We start from the raw sequence: 17,112 nt of genomic DNA on the forward strand, positions 1-17,112 counted from the left end.
TGGGAGCGCTTACTCCTGATAAGACCAGTCGGCGGTCGCGGCGCAGATCTGAAATGTCGTCCACCGAGACTGAGAAAGAATGCCGCACCGCCCGCTTGGCCATGTAGCTACTCAATAATTGGGCGGAATTTTGAGATTCGAATAGCCGTCGCGCGTAGGCCTTGACCCGGCTGCGTTCGGAAGGCCTCAGCTCGTCACTTACTCCGCCTTCCAAGTGGTGCGCGAGCGACAACGCCATTCGTGGCGATAACGACCGTGAAACGCGGGGGGACCAAGCGAGAGCCTCGCTCTCGATGAGTAGTGAGTTCCCCAGACCGTCTCTAGCGGTGAGGCTAGCCACCTTGGTGCGCTCGGATTCCAGCGATCAGACACAACCGACTCGGCCTCGACGCGGTCCATACCCGCTGCGCCCGAACGTCGGGTCATCAGCCGGTGATCGCCGGGATGATCGCGCCCGAGAACACTTGCCAGGCCAGCGCAGTCTTGGCGACCAAGCTGAGGGTGATATAGGTGCGTTCGCCCTGCAGGTAGCTCTTCCATTTGCCGATCTGCTTGTACTGCAACCACTGGTTGATCGCGAAGGTGTTGAAGAACAGGAACAGCGAGATCACAATGCCAACGACGAATCCGGGAGCCGCAACCTCGTTCGTGCTACCGGGGCGCAAGAAGTAGATCAGAATGAGGATCCACGGCACGATGCCAACCATCGAACCAAAGATGAACGGCAACATGCCGCCAGAACCTGGCTGCTCATACTTTTCCTGCAGCGCGCCGAAGAAAATCATTGCAGCGTTCACGGCAAACACGGCGAACAGCGCTGCGATGTCGGTTACTCCGTTGATGGCCAAGATCAACCAGATCATGATGGATGAACTGAGCGAGTACTCTGTCCAGCGGAAGTAGTTGCGGCTCTGTAGGAGACCGTTCTTGTAGCGGCCGAAGAACCACGGGCTCGAAATGAGGAAGTGGAATACAGCACTGAGCACGAGGAACACCACGACGCCGACGCCGATGTTGACCTCGAACACAGTCACCCGCTCGGGCGGGATCGGTGCTCCGGGAGGGCCAGCCAGATAGTCGGCTGTTACAGCAAACAGCACCTGAGAGCTGAGCATCGTGAGCACAATCGCGAAGCCGATCGCCTGTACAAGATGCAGACTGCCCGCGACGATGTTGTAGATCCGCAGCCGATCGACTTGCTGCTCCGGAGAATAGGTCTTCTTCGACATGGGGCGTTCCCTTCGACGGTGTGGGTGCCACGTTAGCAGCGCCGTTACGGGACCCTGCAGCAGATTTACGCAGTTTGCGGGCCAGCACCTTTAGTGGATGCGGCCAGTCTCATGATGTGGGGCAGACGCGACTTACTCGTTAAGCCTCGGGTCGTTCGCTGAGGTTGCCCGCGACGAAGCCCAGGGAGTCACCGTCGTGCGCCATCTTCCGGAAGCCCAATCGTTCCGCGAGCACGATCGAGGCCGCATTGGGAGCTTCGATCACAGCTACCAGCAACTGAATCTGCACTCGGTCGAATGCAAAATCCATCATCGCGGAGGCGGCCTCAGCGGCAAAGCCATGACCGTAATGGTCGGGGTGCAAGATCCAGCTGATCTCAGCCGTGCGGCTTGTTGAGACGATTGAGCGCAGATGCAACGCCACATCTCCGATGAGCTTGCCGTCGTGTTCGATAGCGAGCGCCAAGAAGTCATTCGCCTGTTTCAGCACCACTTGCTTCGTGCGTTGCTTCAAGTGGATGCGCGACTCAGCTTCGTCTCGTTGCGGCCAAGACGTGTACGCCAGCACGTCTGGGGACGACTGGATCTCGTACCAGCGCTCGGCATCCTCAATGCGATGCGGCCGCAGAACAAGGCGCTCGGTGCCCAGCGTCGGAGCGTGCACGACGTGCTCAAGCGATGAACCACGAAGGAATCGCGGGCGGAAGCCTAGTTTCATCGACTAATCACACCCTCCCGCGTTAGGCAAAATTGAGAATTGCGAACCACAAGTTGTGGCCCTTTCATTAAATTCTAGTGGCCTTGAAATCGTTGAGCACTTTTGGAGAACGCCCAATCCCATTCCATGTTAAGGGCCGCTAGATTCCAGCTCGAACGGCAGCTCCCCTTGCGGAGACTGCGGGTGTCTTACTGCATCACTTTTGGGTTGTTGCGTTTCCACTAGGGAATTCAGGGTTGATAACTCGCGGCGAGTATTGGGTCCCATTCTTGGTCAAAAGAAAATCACGATTGGCGACTTTGATTTCTAACGGCATTTCTGCCCGCTGAACCATCTGGCCGCCATTGTGCATCGTGGACAACTCGATCGATGTGCCACTGTCACGTCCAGAAGAACCCGATTCGAGCATCCGATTGATGCTGTCCGGCACCCGCTGAGCCTCAAGCTGCGTCATAGCTCTGTTCAGAAGTGACGTGCCCTCCGGTTTGGTTACCCGTGTTGGTGTGAAGATCAGGCCGATATGGATGTTTGTGTGAAGCGTAACTCATGCTCGACTGGTGAAAGATATTCGAGCTGGGAGTGACGTCGCTGACGGTTGTAGAAGATCTCGATGTAGTCAAAGATCGCGTTCGCCAAGTCGAGCCGGGTGCGCCATTTCTTTCGGTTCAGAAGCTCGATCTGCATGCTCGACCAAAACGATTCCATCATGGCGTTGTCGTAACAATCCCCGATTGTGCCGAACGAGGGCATCAGTCCGGATGAGCGGATCTTGTTGGTGAAGGCCCACGAGGTGAACTGGACTCCGTGGTCGGCATGCACGATTGCGCCTGCCGGCGGTTTCCGGTTCTTGATTGCCATGTCGAGTGCGTTCACGACCAGGGTCGAGTCCTGGGCGTTGTCGATCGACCAGCCGACGATCTTTCGGGAGAAGGTATCCATCACGGCACAGCAGAAAATTTTGCCTTCTCTCGTGGGATGTTCGGTGATATCCGTAATCCAAAGCTCGTTAGGCGAGAGCCTGCGGAACTTGCGGTGCACCAGATCATCGGCGGTGGCAATGCCATGAAGGCGTTTTACTTTCGCCGGCCCCGGGAGGCCGCGAATGCCGGCTTTGCTCATCAGGACGGCCACCAGGCGTTCGCTCACCTGCACCTTCATGCCGATCGTCAACTCCGCATGAACCCGGCGGGAACCATAGGTTTGCCGGGATGCGATATGGACTTCGCTGATCAAACTCGTGAGCCAGAGGCGCCGCATTTGGGTGGGCGATATTGGCCGATTTCTATATCTGTAGTAGCCGGGGCTGCTCACTCCGAGGAGTCGGCAGCACTGCTTGGCCCGGTAGCCGGCCTCGATGAGGCGGTCGACGACCGGGTGAATCCTTTTGGGCCGGGACGATCTTCCCCGAGCAGTTTCGCGGCGATCTTCAGTATCTCGACTTCGGTTTCGAGTTGCCGAATTCGTTTCTTCGCTTTTGCCAGTTCGGCAGTTTCCGGCGTCGTAATCCCAGGCCGTTCGCCTCGATCGATCTGGTCCTGGCGCACCCAGCCATGCAGAGCTCCCGTGCTCACCCCGAGCTGAACGGCTGCGGTCGTGATGGGTTTACCAGCTCGCACGAGCGCGACTGCTCGAAGACGAAACTCGGCGGGGAATGGTCGTGGCATGAATGAAGCCTCTCAAGAGGCGGCCGATATTCACATCGTTTTAGGTAACCAAACTATGGGGCACGTCAAAGAATCAACCAAACCTTCAGCAGTCCCATCCGTGCCGAACCTCGTCCGGGAAGCCTGAATCCCACCGCTCCCGACAGGTATTCAATCCCGAGCGCGATGAGCCAGAACCAGATCCGAAATTCGATCGACACGAGTCCGCCGAGGATCCAAAAGACACCCGACGCAGCAAGCCAAATGAGGACGCGGACGAAATCGTGGGACAGATCGCGATTGTGGCGGGCTACGGCGGCGATCATGAATACCGTGCGGCCGATCTGGAGCACGACGTACGCGATCGCGAAGGTCAGACCACGATCGCCGAATGATTCAAAGATTGAGACGCTCATGATGAGTCCGACGAGCGCGAGCCCGATGACCGCGGCACGCACTGGAAAACGTGCCGGGTCGAGCCAATTAGTTACCCATGTCGCATAAACCCAAACCCGCCAGAGAGCAAGCACGAGCACTGCGGACTCAAGGGCACCGGTCGGTGACTGGTTCTCATAGAGGTAGCGCGATAACTGGGTGAGAGCCAACACGAAAATGAGGTCGAACAGCAGCTCAATGTACGTGACCCGATCGCTCCGCTCGCCGCCATCCGGTCGGAGCAGGTTGCGGCGTATCCCGAAAGAGGGCAGTCGGGGAGCCTTCGGCGTCGTGGTCACTGCTCCATTCTGTCTAAGCATCCGGGCTGCGCGACAGTGATCATTCACGCGCTGCTGGTGTGGTGTCGACGGTAAAGCTTTGGGTGATGGCGGCTGTCAACACGTTGCGGCCTTTAACGTCGTGTTCAACCGCACGCAGGACCAATGCTCGTCCGCGGTGTACCCGTGGCGAACGGCTATGCCGAAGCTGTTGCTACCGAGGAGCTCTTAGATGCAAATGATCTGGTCACGAGTGATCCACCGAGCGGCTGCCCCGATCGCGGGCCTGTCCCGGTTGGTTTCGTAGTGCAGCCGGAACGGGGCGCTGGTCGGCCCTCCTCTGAGCGCGCAGACGAAGGATCCGGCAGAGGGTGAGACGCGCAACACCCGGTCTTGGGGACGCAGAACGACAGCATCAGCCCTGAGCGCCTCCCCCTGCCACACCCTGTCACCAGCAAAAGCGCGGAATCATTGCACCGCGACTCACCACACAGCCAACGCAGCGACTACTGACCCACGCTCCCCGTCGGGAAGCACAGGACTCGGCGTGCGCTCCATACCGCGCTGGTCCGCGGCCTTAAGTGAAGAGGCTCACACCACCTGGACCAACCAGCAGTCCCACGACGATGAGCACAATGCCCCAGATGAGCTGGCGGCGAAAGATCGCGACAATGCCAGAAATAACGAGAATTGCCGCAATGATCCAGAGAAGTGTTGCCATGGTGTTGCTCCATTTCGTTAAGCTCCGACGGCCTTACGCCTACAGCCAGGTCGAGTCTGCTGAAGAAACTGTACCCCCAATCGGGCTCTGACCACCGTATTTCATCCAAATTGTCGCGGTGATAACCACGACGGCAAGGGCGCAAAAACCGATATCGCCGGGTACGAAGTCGAAACCGCAACAACAGTCTGGAATCGCCCTTCTGAAAGTGAGCTGTTTCCATCCGTCGTCACCGCCATCAGCTTCCATAAGCCCGGCGAGCTCGCCGGTCATGGGATGAAGCTCATTGAGCGACACAAGGCCGCCTCCGACCTCGACCGTTTTCTCGTCATGGCCGACCGCGCCTACAACAACAGTCGAGTCGAAACATTCCACATTCCTGCCCGCAAAGCCGGGGTCGAACTCGTCATCAACTACGACCAGAAGCGCGCGACGCTTCTCGCTCGCCTTCGCAACCGCAGCCAGTACCGCATGATTGCCAAGGGTCTCCCCGACCGCGACGGCTACCAACGGTTCACCTATCCAGCGGGGTCCCCCGTGCCGCACACTCCGCTCAACGGCAAAAACAGCATCATGGTCCCGTTGATGATTCCGGAGACAACCATGAAGTCTCGGGAGCCCGGAGGCAAGACACGTCGCCTCCAGCCCCTCAAGCACCTACAACGGTTCGCTTACAAGAGCGACGCGTGGGCAAGCTACTACGGCATGCGCAACCTCGTCGAAGCGTCCAACTCGCGCTTCAAAGATTCCAACCAAGAAGACCTGGGAAACCCCAAGAAACGTTCCGGCCGAGGATTCAGCTCGAACTACCTCGTCACGGCCCTCGCCATCAGCTCATTCAACCTGCGCTCAATAGCCACATTCATCCTGAAACTCAGAGATAGAGCCATCGAGAAGCCGCTCCGCACACGCCGTCGAAAAGACGAGAACGAGCGCCCTCTGGCCCGCCTGGTCACCACTCGGGCCGCCGCACCACCCGGGTAACCAGCACCCAAACCCAGACACCGCTACCGCTTCACCGAGACAATTCAGCCTGCCCAAAAGCGGGCTAATTCGTCGTTAACGGGAAATCGGCCACTATCAGCGGCCGAACATTCCGTCACGACCGACCGTAAACGGAAAGATCTCATCAAGATCTCCGTGGTCAATCAATTGAATGAACAAGACGGTTTCAAAGAATGAAACCGCCAGTTGTAGCTGAGGCGGGATTCGAACCCGCGACCTCACGATTATGAGTCGTGCGCTCTCACCAACTGAGCTACTCAGCCACGGCACCCGATTACCGGATGACCGAGCCCCCTGTGGGAATCGGACCCACTACCTCTTCCTTACCAAGGAAGTGCTCTACCAATGAGCTAAGGGGGCACACAAAAGCGCATATCGCGCGATCGGCACCGTAAGAGACTAGCACCCGTTTAAGAGCTCACAGTACGGTTGGGACTGAAATTTAGCGGTCACGCAAGATTAGTCGATGGCGTTCACGGTAAGCCACGCAAACGAGTCGACGGGAACCTCATCGAGATGAATTTCGAGGTGCAGATGTGCACCAAACGAGCGACCCGTGTCGCCCACGAGCCCGACAAAGTCGCCAACTTTAACCTCGTCGCCAACCACGAGCGGGCTCGAGTCAGAAATCATGTGAGCGTAGAGGCTCTCAACCTGCTGGCCGTCGATCACGTGGCTGATCCTCACGTAGTAGCCGTAACCGGAGTAGTCCGACTGCACGAACGTGACAACACCATCAGCGATCGCGTAAATAGGGGTTCCAGCGCCCGCAGCAAAGTCTGTTCCCTTGTGGAACCCACCGATGCGGTCTCCGAATTTATCGGTGGTGGGCACTGCGTAGGGGAACGGCCAGCGGATGGGTCCCGCAGTGGCGTTGTACTGATAGTCGATACCCGCGAATTTGAGAGCAAGCACTTCGGCGGAGGAGACGACCTTGACACCGTCGCGCCTGTCTACACCACCAACAACCTCATCAGACACTGCCAGTGACTGTGTCGGTCGCGAGTCTGCGGCGAGCTCTGGGAACTCTGCAGCAGGTGCTGCAGTAATCGCCATGACGTTGTCAGAACTGACAAATGCGTTCGACGGCACCGACACTCCGACTAAGAGCGCGGCAGCGAACAACATCGCGACACTCGAGAGTGCCTTAGATGCGAGCGCCTTACCTGGGCGACGCGGGGGGCCACTGGCCGAGAACGCCGCAGGCGACACTCGAATGCGCTTCGACTTTGCGGCGGAAGGACGTGGCTTTCGTGCCGGAGGAACAATCGCGGTCGACTCCGCTGTCGGCATGAACAGTTCAGCCACCACGGCAACTGTCGGCGCCTCCACCGACTGCCGCGTTCTGGGCTGAGTGCTCTCGTTTTCTGTTGCTCGTTCGCGCTCACGCAATTGTCTGCGTGTCAGGGGGATGCTATCCCTCGTTCCTGGTTGCTGTGGGAACGCGGTGTCGAGGCTCACTTCACAAGCCCCGTTTCACGAGAGGAGAACGTCACTGCGGCACGCGTGCTCGTCAGTGACATTCTTCTCCTCCACGCGATTCACGTGCTAGGTGTGAATGCATAATTTGGGCATTTGCCTACGCCCATACGGGTTACGCGCAGGTAACAGATTCATAAAGCTTAGCGTGCAAGTGGTCTACCCGCTACCCCACGCGTTGGCTCATAAGAAACCTCCGCGTAGCCCTATCCGTTGCCGGACGCGAAAATGAGGGTTGGTGTGCACTTTGGCAGCGTGTCGGAGTGATCTGACGTCGTTGGCGGCAGGTGGTCTTGCTGTCGGGGGTCACGTGGTTGTCGAGGCTGAGACCCGAGACACAGTGGTGGCCAGGGACGACCGAAAGGGCCGGAGAGAACGACGAAAGTCGCCTCCCCGGCCCCGATACTGCCCTGCGGAATACCTACTTCGCGGGCTCCGTGATGGTGCTGCTCTGCAGCGTGACCGCAGTCTGGGCCAGCAGTCGGCCGTTGATCGATGCGCCTGTGTTCATGGCGATAAGGGTCTTACTCAGGATGGTGCCCTCGAAGTGGGCTGTGGTGCCGAGGGTCACGGAACCGGCGGTCTGCCAGAACACATTCTTGGCCTGAACGCCGCCCGTGAGGATCACGCTCTTAGCCGGCGCCTCGGAGATATTTCCCGCGATCTGGAAAATGAAGACGTCGTCAGGTCCACCAGCGAGTTTGACGTCGTTGGAGATAGAAACGTCGGTGCTCCACTTGTAGAGGCCGGGCTGGAGGGTGCGCCCACCGATCTCGCCGGCGCCGAGATTGACGAAGTCGGGGTTCGAGCGCCCGGCGGCGTCGGTGTAGGCGATGCCCATGTCGCCGATGGCGGTCGTGAGCAGCGTGGCATCCGTCACCTTACAGGCCGGGCCAGCGGCGTCGACCGAGAAGATCGTGCCGGTCACCTCCGGGCAGGTAAGCAGGATGGCTGCACCCGTGATCGGGCTCGCCCCGACGTTGCCGGTGACGACAGATGAGGGGACATCCGTCACGCCAGTCTGCGACAGGATTGCGAACGTACCGGCAACGCCGAGCGCAACGGGCGCTTGGGGGAGCGGGTCTGCGACGGCGGATGCGCCGAAGCCGGCGGTGCCGATTCCCACGACGGCGACGGCTACGGCGGCGGCCAGGAGGCGTTTGCGCGAGGCGGATAGCTGATGGAATTTGGTCATAGTGTGTTCCCTCCCTACGGACCCGCAGGGTGCGGGTCCAAGCGGATCCGCAGTGGGTGCGGTCGCCGATGCTACACATCGGGTTTCGGGGTGTTGGCCAGGTTCGTCCCGGCAGAGTTCACCCAAAAAAGAGAGGCCCCCGGTCCCCCGAAAACAGACGTCCACCACGCACGAATTTGCACGCCCCACGGGACCGGTTCCACTTAATCTAATCTGTCTACCCCAATATAGGAGGGACACTACCCGGTGTCAATGGAACGACGAGACTCCCGTAAAGTGCTCGCGAAATGGGGTGCGAGTCGGGAGATTACGAAAAAGGCTAAGTGTGCGAGGTTGGGCCCGTTGGTCGCAACGACTGGATGCTGAAACCGACCAGGGATGGTGCCCAACTTGTCGGCCTGTCGGGGACTAGGCCCGGGCCGTTGCTCCACAACTCGATTCAGGTGAGTAAGGCCGGAGACGAGCATGAGAAGACGCGCGTCTCCGACAAACCACGCACCCCTTACCAGCGAGTCCTTGCTCAGGGATCCTCACCGACACGAAAGCCGCCGCGCTGGCCCGGAAAATCAACGCGATTCAAGCTCGCCTCTTGACATCAGGCGCTACCCCACTTTCAAGTGGGGTAGTTAGGCGTCTAGCCGCGCCAATGCGGCGTCCAAAAGCAGTGCAACATCCGGCTGTGCGGCCAAGATAAACTCCTCGCCAGCCGCGTTACCGCCCCGGCCTTTCACTGTTGCCCCGGCCTCCTGAGCGATGAGCGCTCCTGCTGCGTGGTCCCACGGATTCAGGCTGCGCTCGAAGTACGCGTTTACGCGCCCAGATGCCACCATGCAGAGGTCTAGTGACGCTGTGCCCATGCGGCGAATATCGCGCACTTGGGGAATCAGTTCTGCAATCACACGGCCTTGCTCGACGCGGGTGGTCTCTAGATAAGAGAATCCTGTGGCGACAAGGGCTTCAGAGAGGTCTACTGCTTCAGCAACCTGCAAGCACTCTCCGTTGAGAAACGATCCTCCCCCGACGCTTGCCGTGTAAGTCTCACGAGCACCAGGATTCACTACCGCACCGGCGAGAGCGCGCCAGGTTGCGGGGTCTGGTTCTCCTTCAACCACAGCGATACTCACCGCATAGTGCGGGATGCCATAGAGGTAGTTCACGGTGCCATCGATGGGGTCGACAACCCAGGTCAGTCCGCTCGTGCCAACGGATGCTCCACTCTCTTCCCCAAAGAAGCTGTCGTCGGGGCGCGCTTCGGCCAGCAGGCTGCGGATGAGCTGCTCGCTTTCACGATCAGCGTGGGTTACGACATCCACTGATGATGATTTGCGATCGGCAACGGCAACACCTTCGCGGCGACGCAGCGCAACCAGATCAGCTGCTTGAGTTGCAACGCTGGTGGCAAGAGAGAGAAGTTCGGCGTGAGGCATGCCTTCAGCCTAGGGCGCGCTAGCGTGGGTAGCTGTCGAAACTGGGCATGCGGATGCCGCAGCACGGCACCGCGGCAGGTGATGATTTAAGTGGTGGCGAGTGAGGGATTCGAACCCCCGAATGCGATGCAGTCTGATTTACAGTCAGATCCCTTTGGCCACTTGGGTAACTCGCCAAGACGCCTCCGGCCACATGTATTCATCTGACCGAACGCGCTGAACCAGAATACAAGGAATCCGGGAACCGTGTGACCACATCACCAAAAGACGGCAATGGGAGTTCTGCGCACTGCGCGGGTAACATGGGCGCATGGCTGATTCCTCGTTTGACATTGTGAGCAAAGTTGACCAAATGGAGGCGGAAAACGCCGTCAACCAAGCACAGAAGGAGCTTGCTCAGCGCTACGACTTCAAGGGCGTTGGCGCTTCGGTGGAGTGGACCGGTGAGAGTCTTCTGCTGAAGGCAAGCGCCGAAGAGCGCGTCAAGGCGGTTCTTGAGGTGCTTGAGGCCAAGTTCATCAAGCGCGGCATTTCACTGCGCAGCCTTGATGCGGGCGAGCCTTTCCCCAGTGGCAAGGAATACCGCATCGAGATCAGCCTCAAGAATGGCATCTCGTCGGAGGACGCAAAGAAGATTTCGAAGATCATCCGTGACGAGGCCCCTAAAACGGTGAAGTCGCAAATTCAGGGCGAGGAACTGCGTGTGCAGTCCAAGAGCCGCGATGACCTTCAGACGACGATGGCGCTGCTGAAGGGCAAAGACCTCGAAGTCGCCCTCCAGTTTGTGAACTTCCGCTAACAGCCTCCCCACAGCGTGGACCTCTTCCTGCTGATCTTTGCGGCAACTCTGCTGGTCGCTGTGCTCTTCTCTGCGCTCGCAGGGCGGACAGTGCTGTCAGCAGCCGTGTTGTTCTTGGTGGTCGGTTTTGTGATCGGCTCGGAGACTACGGGCATCCTGAACTTCGATTCCACCTCAGAAGAGGTCTCGACGATTGCCGAGATTGCCCTGTTCGTGGTGCTGTTCACGGATGGCATGAAGATGGGCTGGCCTGACCTGCGCAAGGCGTGGCGGCTTCCCGGTCGCGCCCTGGGTTGGGGGTTGCCACTCACTCTCGGCATCACTGCAGTGTTGGCGCACTATCTTGTGGGTCTCGACTGGCCTGCTGCACTCCTGATTGGCGCAATTCTGGCCCCCACTGATCCGGTTTTTGCGGCAGCGCTTGTGGGCGATAAGCGTGTGCCTCAGCGGCTGCGGCAGCTGCTCAACGTGGAGTCTGGCGTGAATGATGGGCTCGCCCTGCCATTCGTTGTGGTGTTCTTGGCAGTGAGTTCTGGTGCAGAAAATTTGCACTTGGGTGAGCTGGGGCTCGAGTTTCTTACCGGGACAGCCATTGGTATTGCGGTGCCATGGCTCGTGATCAAGGCCCTCCACACCAAGCTGTTTGCGGCTGCCGGGGTATTCGAACCGATCGTGCCTATCGCCATCGGGCTGCTCGTGTTCGCGCTCTCCACCACCGTGCACGCCAACCTGTTCTTGGCAGCGTTCGCCGCCGGTGTGACGGTAGCGACCGTCGGCCAGAAAGAGCGCGAAGCCTTCGATGAGTTCGGCGAGATCATTTCCGAGCTGCTCAAGCTGCTTGCGCTCATGATCTTCGGCGCACTGCTGTCATTCAAGTTTCTTGGTGAGATCGAGTGGACTGGATGGGTCTTCGCGATCCTCGCGCTCCTCGCTGCCCGGCCCGCAGCGCTCTACATCTCGTTCCTCGGCTCCGGGCTCTCCATGCGCGAGCAACTGGCAGCGATGTGGTTCGGTCCGAAAGGCTTCGCTTCGGTGGTCTACGTGCTCGTCGTCGTCACTGCGGGCATCCCCGAAGGAGACCTGATCTTCCACCTCGTCGCCCTCACCATTGCGCTGTCGATCATCGCCCATTCATCGACGGATGTGGTGGTCGCCCGGTCATTCAGCAGGCCGGATGAGACGCCCGCCTGGCAGGGACCGCCGACCAACAACGGATCCTCACCCCCTAGTTCCTGAGCTAGCCCCAAAGCTGGCTAGACTTCGAGCAATGGACGCCGGCGGCATCACCCTCAATTTCACGGCCATTGTCGCCGCTGCTCTCCTGCTGCTCGACTTCACGATTCGAGTGCTTTCGCTCATCTATGTGCCGCGCAACCGCCGGCCGCAAACTGCGATGGCGTGGTTGCTGGCGATTTTCTTCCTCCCGTATGTTGGCATCCTGCTGTTCCTGATGTTGGGCAGTCGCAAGCTGCCGAAGGGCCGCCGCGACAAGCAGATCGAGATCAACGACTTCATCCTCGAATCAACCGAGGGCATGGATCAGGTCAGGCGAGATCAGCCGTGGCCATCGTGGCTTGAGCCTGTTGTAGAGCTCAATCGCACCCTGGGCGCCATGCCGCTCGTTGGTGGCAACTCGGCGGAGCTCTTCCCTGATTACCAAAAGTCGCTGGATGCCATGACCGACGCCGTCAACGAAGCCACCAATTACGTGCACGTCGAGTTCTACATTCTCAGTCTCGACTCCACCACTGCCTCATTCTTCAACGCGCTAGAAGCGGCACATAAGCGCGGTGTTCGGGTTCGCGTGCTGCTCGACCACCTCGCATCACTGCGCGCTCCCGGATACTTCACGACCATTCGTCGCCTAAAGCAAATGGGCGTGCAATGGCAGGTAATGCTTCCCGTGCAGCCGCTCAAGTGGAAGTTCCAGCGCCCCGACCTGCGCAACCACCGCAAGCTGCTCGTCATCGACAACAAGCTCGCCTTTACGGGTTCGCAGAACATGGTGGATGCCACATACAACAAGCGCGTCAACAAGAAGCGCGGCCTGGAGTGGAAAGACCTCATGGTGCGCTTTGAGGGGCCGATCGTTGCCGGAATCCACGCGCTCTTCATCACCGACTGGTACAGCGAAACCGATGAGCTCTTAGTGCGCGAGGGATCGCTAGCACCGCCGACGGCGACCGCAGCAAACCTTGACGCCCAAGTAGTACCGAGTGGCCCCGGCTTTGAGGGCGAGAACAATCTGCGCCTGTTCAACTCGCTGCTCTATGCCGCCCAGGAGCGCGTAATCATCACGAGCCCCTATTTTGTGCCAGACGACTCGATGCTCTACGCAATCACGACGGCCGCTCAGAGCGGGCTCGACGTACAGTTATTCGTTTCTGAAGTCGGCGATCAGGCCATGGTCTATCACGCTCAACGCAGCTACTACGAGACCCTCCTGCGTGCTGGAGTGAAGATCTGGCTCTACCCGTCTCCAACGGTGCTGCACGCCAAGCACTTCACTATCGATGATCAAGTCGCGGTGATCGGATCGAGCAACATGGATATGCGCTCGTTCAGCCTCAACCTCGAAATCTCAGTCATGGTTCGCGGAGCCGAATTCATTGCCGACATGCGCAAACTCGAAGAGCAATACCGCAGCGTCAGTCGCGAACTCACTCTCGAGGAGTGGATGGAGCGCCCACGACGTTCCAAAGCGCTCGACAACATCGCACGACTCACCGCAGCTGTTCAGTAGAACAGGTCGGTAGAACAGGTCAGCAGCGAGTCGAGCTAGTTGGTGCCGAAATCTTTCGACGCAGCGATCATTTCGTCGCGATCGACGAGCTTGATGCGCGCACGGCCCTCGGGCTCCCCCAGAGCGATTTCGCGGGCATCCAGCAGCTGCCAGCCTTGCAGGTTGGTGAAGTCGACGTCGCGGGCCTTCAGCAGGTCGACGACTGACTGCTCGTCGGGATGCTCGGGGCTCCACCAGTTGGCCTGGTCATTCATGACGTGCTTGATGGTTTCCATCGCATCAGACTTGGTGTGGCCGATGAGGCCGACAGGTCCGCGCTTGATCCACCCGGTGGCGTAGACGCCGTGCACCTGCTGGTCGTTGTCGTCGATGACTTGACCTTCACGATTCGGGATCACGCCTCGGTGGTCGTCGAAGGGGATGCCGTCGAGCGGCGACCCGAAGTAGCCAACAGCGCGATAGAGGCTCTGCACCGCAACCTCGCGGAACTCGCCGGTGCCAACGACCCCGCCCTGTCCGTCTGGCTTGGTGCGTTCGTAGCGGAAGCCCTCAACGCGGTCGGTGCCGAGCACCTCGACGGGGCCGGCGTAGAAGTGCAGGTGCAGGCGACGTGAGGCCGTGCCCTTCTCTTCGCCGCGCCACTTTGTGAAGATGCGGTCGAGCACCATGATCTGCTTATTCGACTCGATGGCCGCTTTCGAGGCGTCGTCGTAGTTGAAGTCTTCTTCGTAGACGATCAGGTCGACATCGTCGAGCTCGCCGAATTCGCGCATTTCTAGCGGGGTGAACTTCACCTGCATTGGGCCACGACGACCAAACACGTGCACGTCGGTGACGGGGCTCGATGTGAGGCCCTCGTAGACGTTGGCGGGAATCTCCGTCGGCAGTAGGTCATCTGCGTGCTTAGCGAGCATTCTGGCGACGTCGAGCGCGACGTTACCGTTGCCAATGACGGCAATCTCTGTGGAGTCGAGAGTCCACTCGCGGGGAACATCGGGATGCCCGTCGTACCAGCTGACGAACTCGGCGGCACCGTGGCTGCCAGGCAGATCGATTCCGGGGATCGACAGCGGAGCATCCTGAACCGCACCGGTCGAGAAAATTACCGCGTTGTAGTGCTTCTTGAGGTCGTCGAGCGTGATGTCGCGCCCATAGGTGACGTTGCCGAAGAGGCGAATGTTGCCGGTGTCGAGCACGTCGCGAAGCGCGTTGACGATGCCCTTGATGCGCGGATGATCGGGGGCAACGCCGTAGCGCACGAGACCATACGGTGCTGGCAGTTGCTCGAACAAGTCGATCGAGACCTCAAACTGTCGTTCTGCTTTCAGCAGAATGTCTGCGGCATAGATTCCGGCGGGGCCTGCACCAACAATGGCGAGTCTGAGCTTGCTCATCGGCTGTAGTTTCCGTTCGTCTCGTTGCGCCCGAGCGCGGGCGAATGTGGCGTGCTAGTTGGAGCGTTCGACGATGCTGTCGGCGAAGCGCGTGAGGGCTTTCTTTACCGGGCCGTTGGGCAGGGGCGCAAGAGCTTCTACTGCTTCGCTACCCCAGCGACGGGCCTCATCCAAAGTCTTCTTCGTAACCGAGTGCTCCCGCAGTTCGGTCACCGCGGCATCAAGTGCAGCATCGTCACCTTCGCCAGAGAAGTTGTCGTTGACGTCGCGCTCGATGCGAGTGAGCAGGTCTGCAGCATCGCTATTCGTCGCGGCCAGCTCGCGCAGGTACAGCAGCGGGAGCGTCGCAACACCACTGCGCAGATCGGTGCCGGCCTTCTTGCCGGTCTTGTCGGTCTCGTCAGACAGGTCGATGACATCGTCGATGAGCTGGAAGGCAACACCGACCTTCTCGCCAAAGTCGCGAACCGGCACCGTGTACTCATCGGGAGCGCCAGAGAACATGACCCCGACCTCGGCCGCTGTAGCAATGAGGGAACCGGTCTTATCTGCGAGCACCTGAAGGTAGTGCTCAACAGGGTTCTCGCCGGGCTTCGGGCCGAGAGTCTCGTGCAATTGGCCCAGACACAGTCGCTCAAACGTGTTCGCCTGCAAAAGAAGCGCATCTTCGCCGAGGCCCGCAATGAGCTTGCTCGCCCGAGCGAAAAGCAGATCTCCCGTAAGGATCGCGACCGAGTTGCCCCACACTGACTGGGCGCTCGGAACACCGCGCCGCAGCTGCGCCTCATCCATAACGTCATCGTGGTAGAGCGAAGCCAGGTGGGTGATCTCTACTGCCTGAGCCGCCGTGACGACATCGGCATTATTCCCGTTGCCCAACTGTGCCGTGAGCAGAGTGAGCACAGGGCGCACGCGCTTGCCGCCAGCTTCGAGAAGGTAGCGGCTCGTGGCATCCGCAATCTCGTCGGCAAAGGTCATGTGTGAAAGCAGGCCTGCCTCGACCTGCTCAAGACCCTCTTCGATGGCAGCAGCGAATCGACGCTCGTCGCTTGAGGCAAAGAGCTTCTCGCCCAGTCCCAATGAGGAACTCAGGGTGTTGCTGCGGCGAGCAGACGGAACGCTCGGGTTCACTATCAACCGATTTCTTTTGCGAAGCGCTAAGGCTTCGGTTTGGCGTTTTTAATGGTCTTGATGGGCCGGGTGGCGAGGTCTTTGCGCTTGGCAACCGACGCGAGAACCGTTTCATCGACAGGCTTATGGCCGCGGTGCATCGCGACAATGCCCGCAGTGAGGTTGCGGTGGGCAACCCTAGTGAATCCGGCAGCCCGAATCCACTGACTCAATTCGCCTTGATCTGGCCATTCACGAATCGACTCCGCCAGATAGGTGTACGCCTCAGGGTTGGAACTCGTGCGATCGGCAATGAGCGGCATTACGCGGTTCAAGTAAGTGAAGTAGCCGGCGCGCACAATGGCGACCGGCGGCTTGGAAAATTCGGTGATCACGAGACGACCGCCCGGCTTCACAACGCGGAACATCTCCGAGAGTGCCGCACGAGGATCATTGACGTTGCGCAACCCAAAACTGATGGTGACCGCATCAAACTCGTTATCGCCAAACGGGAGCTTCTCCGCATCGCCCTGAACGAACTCGATCTTCTTGTGACGCTTGCGAGCCTGCTCGACCATGCCTGTGGAAAAGTCGAGACCAATAACTCTGGCGCCGTTGCGGTGAAGGGCCGCCGAGCTTGTGCCGGTGCCCGAAGCAATGTCAAGGATGCGTTCGCCAGCCTCTGGGGCAACAGCGCGCACCGTGGCAGCCCGCCACAGCACTGCGTTTCCGGCCGACAAAACGGCATTTGTGCGGTCGTAGTGTTTTGCGACACCATCGAACATCCCGGCCACGTCGTCCGGTCGCTTGTTCATGTCAGCCTTACCCACGCCATCAGTCTAGGGCGCTCAGGGCCGATGCTCACTTTCCCCGCCGCAACTGACAGGTACTCTGATACCTGTGAGGCACTATTGGGCTACAGAGCAGCCCGTTCCC

The 17,112-nt window shown here is 59.4% G+C and carries 16 protein-coding genes, 3 tRNA genes and 1 pseudogene; 4 read left to right on the forward strand and 16 right to left on the reverse strand.

The window, feature by feature from the left end; translation table 11 throughout:
* Positions 1 to 425: 425 nt before the first annotated feature.
* The 7 genes and pseudogenes from heR to ACTJJW_RS07225 all read right to left on the reverse strand — a co-directional run bounded on the left by heR (position 426) and on the right by ACTJJW_RS07225 (position 5,297).
* Complete coding sequence (gene heR, locus ACTJJW_RS07195) at positions 426 to 1,229, reverse strand: heliorhodopsin HeR (RefSeq protein WP_462643452.1); 804 nt, start codon at positions 1,227 to 1,229, stop codon at positions 426 to 428.
* Between the two features lie 139 nt (positions 1,230 to 1,368).
* Positions 1,369 to 1,947 (reverse strand): GNAT family N-acetyltransferase, encoded by a 579-nt coding sequence (locus tag ACTJJW_RS07200; RefSeq protein ID WP_462643453.1) that lies wholly within the window; start codon positions 1,945 to 1,947, stop codon positions 1,369 to 1,371.
* Positions 1,948 to 2,143: 196 nt separating this feature from the next.
* Positions 2,144 to 2,401, reverse strand: a complete 258-nt coding sequence (locus ACTJJW_RS07205) for a hypothetical protein (RefSeq protein ID WP_462643454.1) — start codon at positions 2,399 to 2,401, stop codon at positions 2,144 to 2,146.
* Between the two features lie 56 nt (positions 2,402 to 2,457).
* Positions 2,458 to 3,611, reverse strand: a pseudogene (locus tag ACTJJW_RS07210) (IS3 family transposase).
* Positions 3,612 to 3,676: 65 nt separating this feature from the next.
* A complete protein-coding gene (locus ACTJJW_RS07215) occupies positions 3,677 to 4,324 on the reverse strand; it encodes a low temperature requirement protein A (RefSeq protein WP_462643455.1) in 648 nt (215 codons plus the stop codon).
* A 556-nt stretch (positions 4,325 to 4,880) separates the two neighbouring features.
* Positions 4,881 to 5,024, reverse strand: coding sequence for a GPGG-motif small membrane protein (locus ACTJJW_RS07220; RefSeq protein ID WP_343924148.1), 144 nt, complete (start codon positions 5,022 to 5,024; stop codon positions 4,881 to 4,883).
* 39 nt (positions 5,025 to 5,063) lie between these two features.
* Complete coding sequence (locus ACTJJW_RS07225) at positions 5,064 to 5,297, reverse strand: hypothetical protein (RefSeq protein ID WP_462643456.1); 234 nt, start codon at positions 5,295 to 5,297, stop codon at positions 5,064 to 5,066.
* Between the two features lie 3 nt (positions 5,298 to 5,300).
* Here ACTJJW_RS07225 and ACTJJW_RS07230 point away from each other — a divergent pair, with 3 nt between their 5' ends.
* Entirely contained in the window at positions 5,301 to 6,008 is a 708-nt protein-coding gene (locus ACTJJW_RS07230; protein WP_462643457.1) for a hypothetical protein, read from the forward strand.
* 210 nt (positions 6,009 to 6,218) lie between these two features.
* Here ACTJJW_RS07230 and ACTJJW_RS07235 read toward each other — a convergent pair.
* The 6 genes from ACTJJW_RS07235 to ACTJJW_RS07260 form a co-directional block, all read right to left on the reverse strand.
* Positions 6,219 to 6,292, reverse strand: a tRNA-Met gene (locus ACTJJW_RS07235).
* Between the two features lie 25 nt (positions 6,293 to 6,317).
* Positions 6,318 to 6,389, reverse strand: a tRNA-Thr gene (locus tag ACTJJW_RS07240).
* A gap of 99 nt (positions 6,390 to 6,488) precedes the next feature.
* Complete coding sequence (locus tag ACTJJW_RS07245) at positions 6,489 to 7,337, reverse strand: M23 family metallopeptidase (protein ID WP_462643458.1); 849 nt, start codon at positions 7,335 to 7,337, stop codon at positions 6,489 to 6,491.
* A 592-nt stretch (positions 7,338 to 7,929) separates the two neighbouring features.
* On the reverse strand, positions 7,930 to 8,703 hold the full coding sequence (locus tag ACTJJW_RS07250; RefSeq protein WP_462643459.1) for an ice-binding family protein: 774 nt from the start codon (positions 8,701 to 8,703) through the stop codon (positions 7,930 to 7,932).
* Positions 8,704 to 9,329: 626 nt separating this feature from the next.
* The gene (locus ACTJJW_RS07255; RefSeq protein ID WP_462643460.1) at positions 9,330 to 10,130 is read right to left on the reverse strand and encodes an inositol monophosphatase family protein; all 801 of its coding nucleotides are present in this window, start codon (positions 10,128 to 10,130) and stop codon (positions 9,330 to 9,332) included.
* Between the two features lie 91 nt (positions 10,131 to 10,221).
* A tRNA-Tyr gene (locus ACTJJW_RS07260) sits at positions 10,222 to 10,306 on the reverse strand.
* Positions 10,307 to 10,440: 134 nt separating this feature from the next.
* On the opposite strand from ACTJJW_RS07260, the gene ACTJJW_RS07265 reads away from it, so the two are divergent.
* Genes ACTJJW_RS07265 through cls form a run of 3 tightly spaced genes read left to right on the forward strand, consistent with a single transcriptional unit; the run spans position 10,441 to position 13,672 of the window.
* Positions 10,441 to 10,929, forward strand: a complete 489-nt coding sequence (locus ACTJJW_RS07265; RefSeq protein ID WP_462643461.1) for a YajQ family cyclic di-GMP-binding protein — start codon at positions 10,441 to 10,443, stop codon at positions 10,927 to 10,929.
* A gap of 15 nt (positions 10,930 to 10,944) precedes the next feature.
* Entirely contained in the window at positions 10,945 to 12,165 is a 1,221-nt protein-coding gene (locus ACTJJW_RS07270; protein WP_462643462.1) for a cation:proton antiporter, read from the forward strand.
* A gap of 31 nt (positions 12,166 to 12,196) precedes the next feature.
* On the forward strand, positions 12,197 to 13,672 hold the full coding sequence (gene cls, locus ACTJJW_RS07275) for a cardiolipin synthase (protein ID WP_462643463.1): 1,476 nt from the start codon (positions 12,197 to 12,199) through the stop codon (positions 13,670 to 13,672).
* Positions 13,673 to 13,707: 35 nt separating this feature from the next.
* Here the strand turns inward: cls and ACTJJW_RS07280 are convergent, their stop codons facing one another.
* The 3 genes from ACTJJW_RS07280 to ubiE are packed head-to-tail and all read right to left on the reverse strand — an operon-like array spanning position 13,708 to position 17,006.
* Positions 13,708 to 15,066 (reverse strand): FAD-dependent oxidoreductase, encoded by a 1,359-nt coding sequence (locus ACTJJW_RS07280; protein ID WP_462643464.1) that lies wholly within the window; start codon positions 15,064 to 15,066, stop codon positions 13,708 to 13,710.
* Between the two features lie 54 nt (positions 15,067 to 15,120).
* A complete protein-coding gene (locus tag ACTJJW_RS07285; RefSeq protein ID WP_462643465.1) occupies positions 15,121 to 16,197 on the reverse strand; it encodes a polyprenyl synthetase family protein in 1,077 nt (358 codons plus the stop codon).
* Positions 16,198 to 16,223: 26 nt separating this feature from the next.
* Positions 16,224 to 17,006: a bifunctional demethylmenaquinone methyltransferase/2-methoxy-6-polyprenyl-1,4-benzoquinol methylase UbiE gene (ubiE, locus tag ACTJJW_RS07290; RefSeq protein WP_462643466.1), complete on the reverse strand. Its 783-nt coding sequence runs from the start codon at positions 17,004 to 17,006 to the stop codon at positions 16,224 to 16,226.
* Positions 17,007 to 17,112 lie beyond the last annotated feature (106 nt).

It is taken from the genome of Rhodoglobus galactosidasius, from assembly GCF_054957775.1.

Coding starts and splice junctions, on each gene's coding strand:
- ACTJJW_RS07280 (WP_462643464.1), bottom strand. CDS start 15,066: ATGAGCAAGCTCAGACTCGCCATTGTTGGTGCAGGCCCCGCCGGAATC.
- ACTJJW_RS07205 (WP_462643454.1), bottom strand. CDS start 2,401: ATGACGCAGCTTGAGGCTCAGCGGGTGCCGGACAGCATCAATCGGATG.
- ACTJJW_RS07230 (WP_462643457.1), top strand. CDS start 5,301: ATGAAGCTCATTGAGCGACACAAGGCCGCCTCCGACCTCGACCGTTTT.
- ACTJJW_RS07225 (WP_462643456.1), bottom strand. CDS start 5,297: ATGACCGGCGAGCTCGCCGGGCTTATGGAAGCTGATGGCGGTGACGAC.
- ACTJJW_RS07265 (WP_462643461.1), top strand. CDS start 10,441: ATGGCTGATTCCTCGTTTGACATTGTGAGCAAAGTTGACCAAATGGAG.
- ACTJJW_RS07255 (WP_462643460.1), bottom strand. CDS start 10,130: ATGCCTCACGCCGAACTTCTCTCTCTTGCCACCAGCGTTGCAACTCAA.
- ACTJJW_RS07220 (WP_343924148.1), bottom strand. CDS start 5,024: ATGGCAACACTTCTCTGGATCATTGCGGCAATTCTCGTTATTTCTGGC.
- heR (WP_462643452.1), bottom strand. CDS start 1,229: ATGTCGAAGAAGACCTATTCTCCGGAGCAGCAAGTCGATCGGCTGCGG.
- cls (WP_462643463.1), top strand. CDS start 12,197: ATGGACGCCGGCGGCATCACCCTCAATTTCACGGCCATTGTCGCCGCT.
- ACTJJW_RS07250 (WP_462643459.1), bottom strand. CDS start 8,703: ATGACCAAATTCCATCAGCTATCCGCCTCGCGCAAACGCCTCCTGGCC.
- ACTJJW_RS07200 (WP_462643453.1), bottom strand. CDS start 1,947: ATGAAACTAGGCTTCCGCCCGCGATTCCTTCGTGGTTCATCGCTTGAG.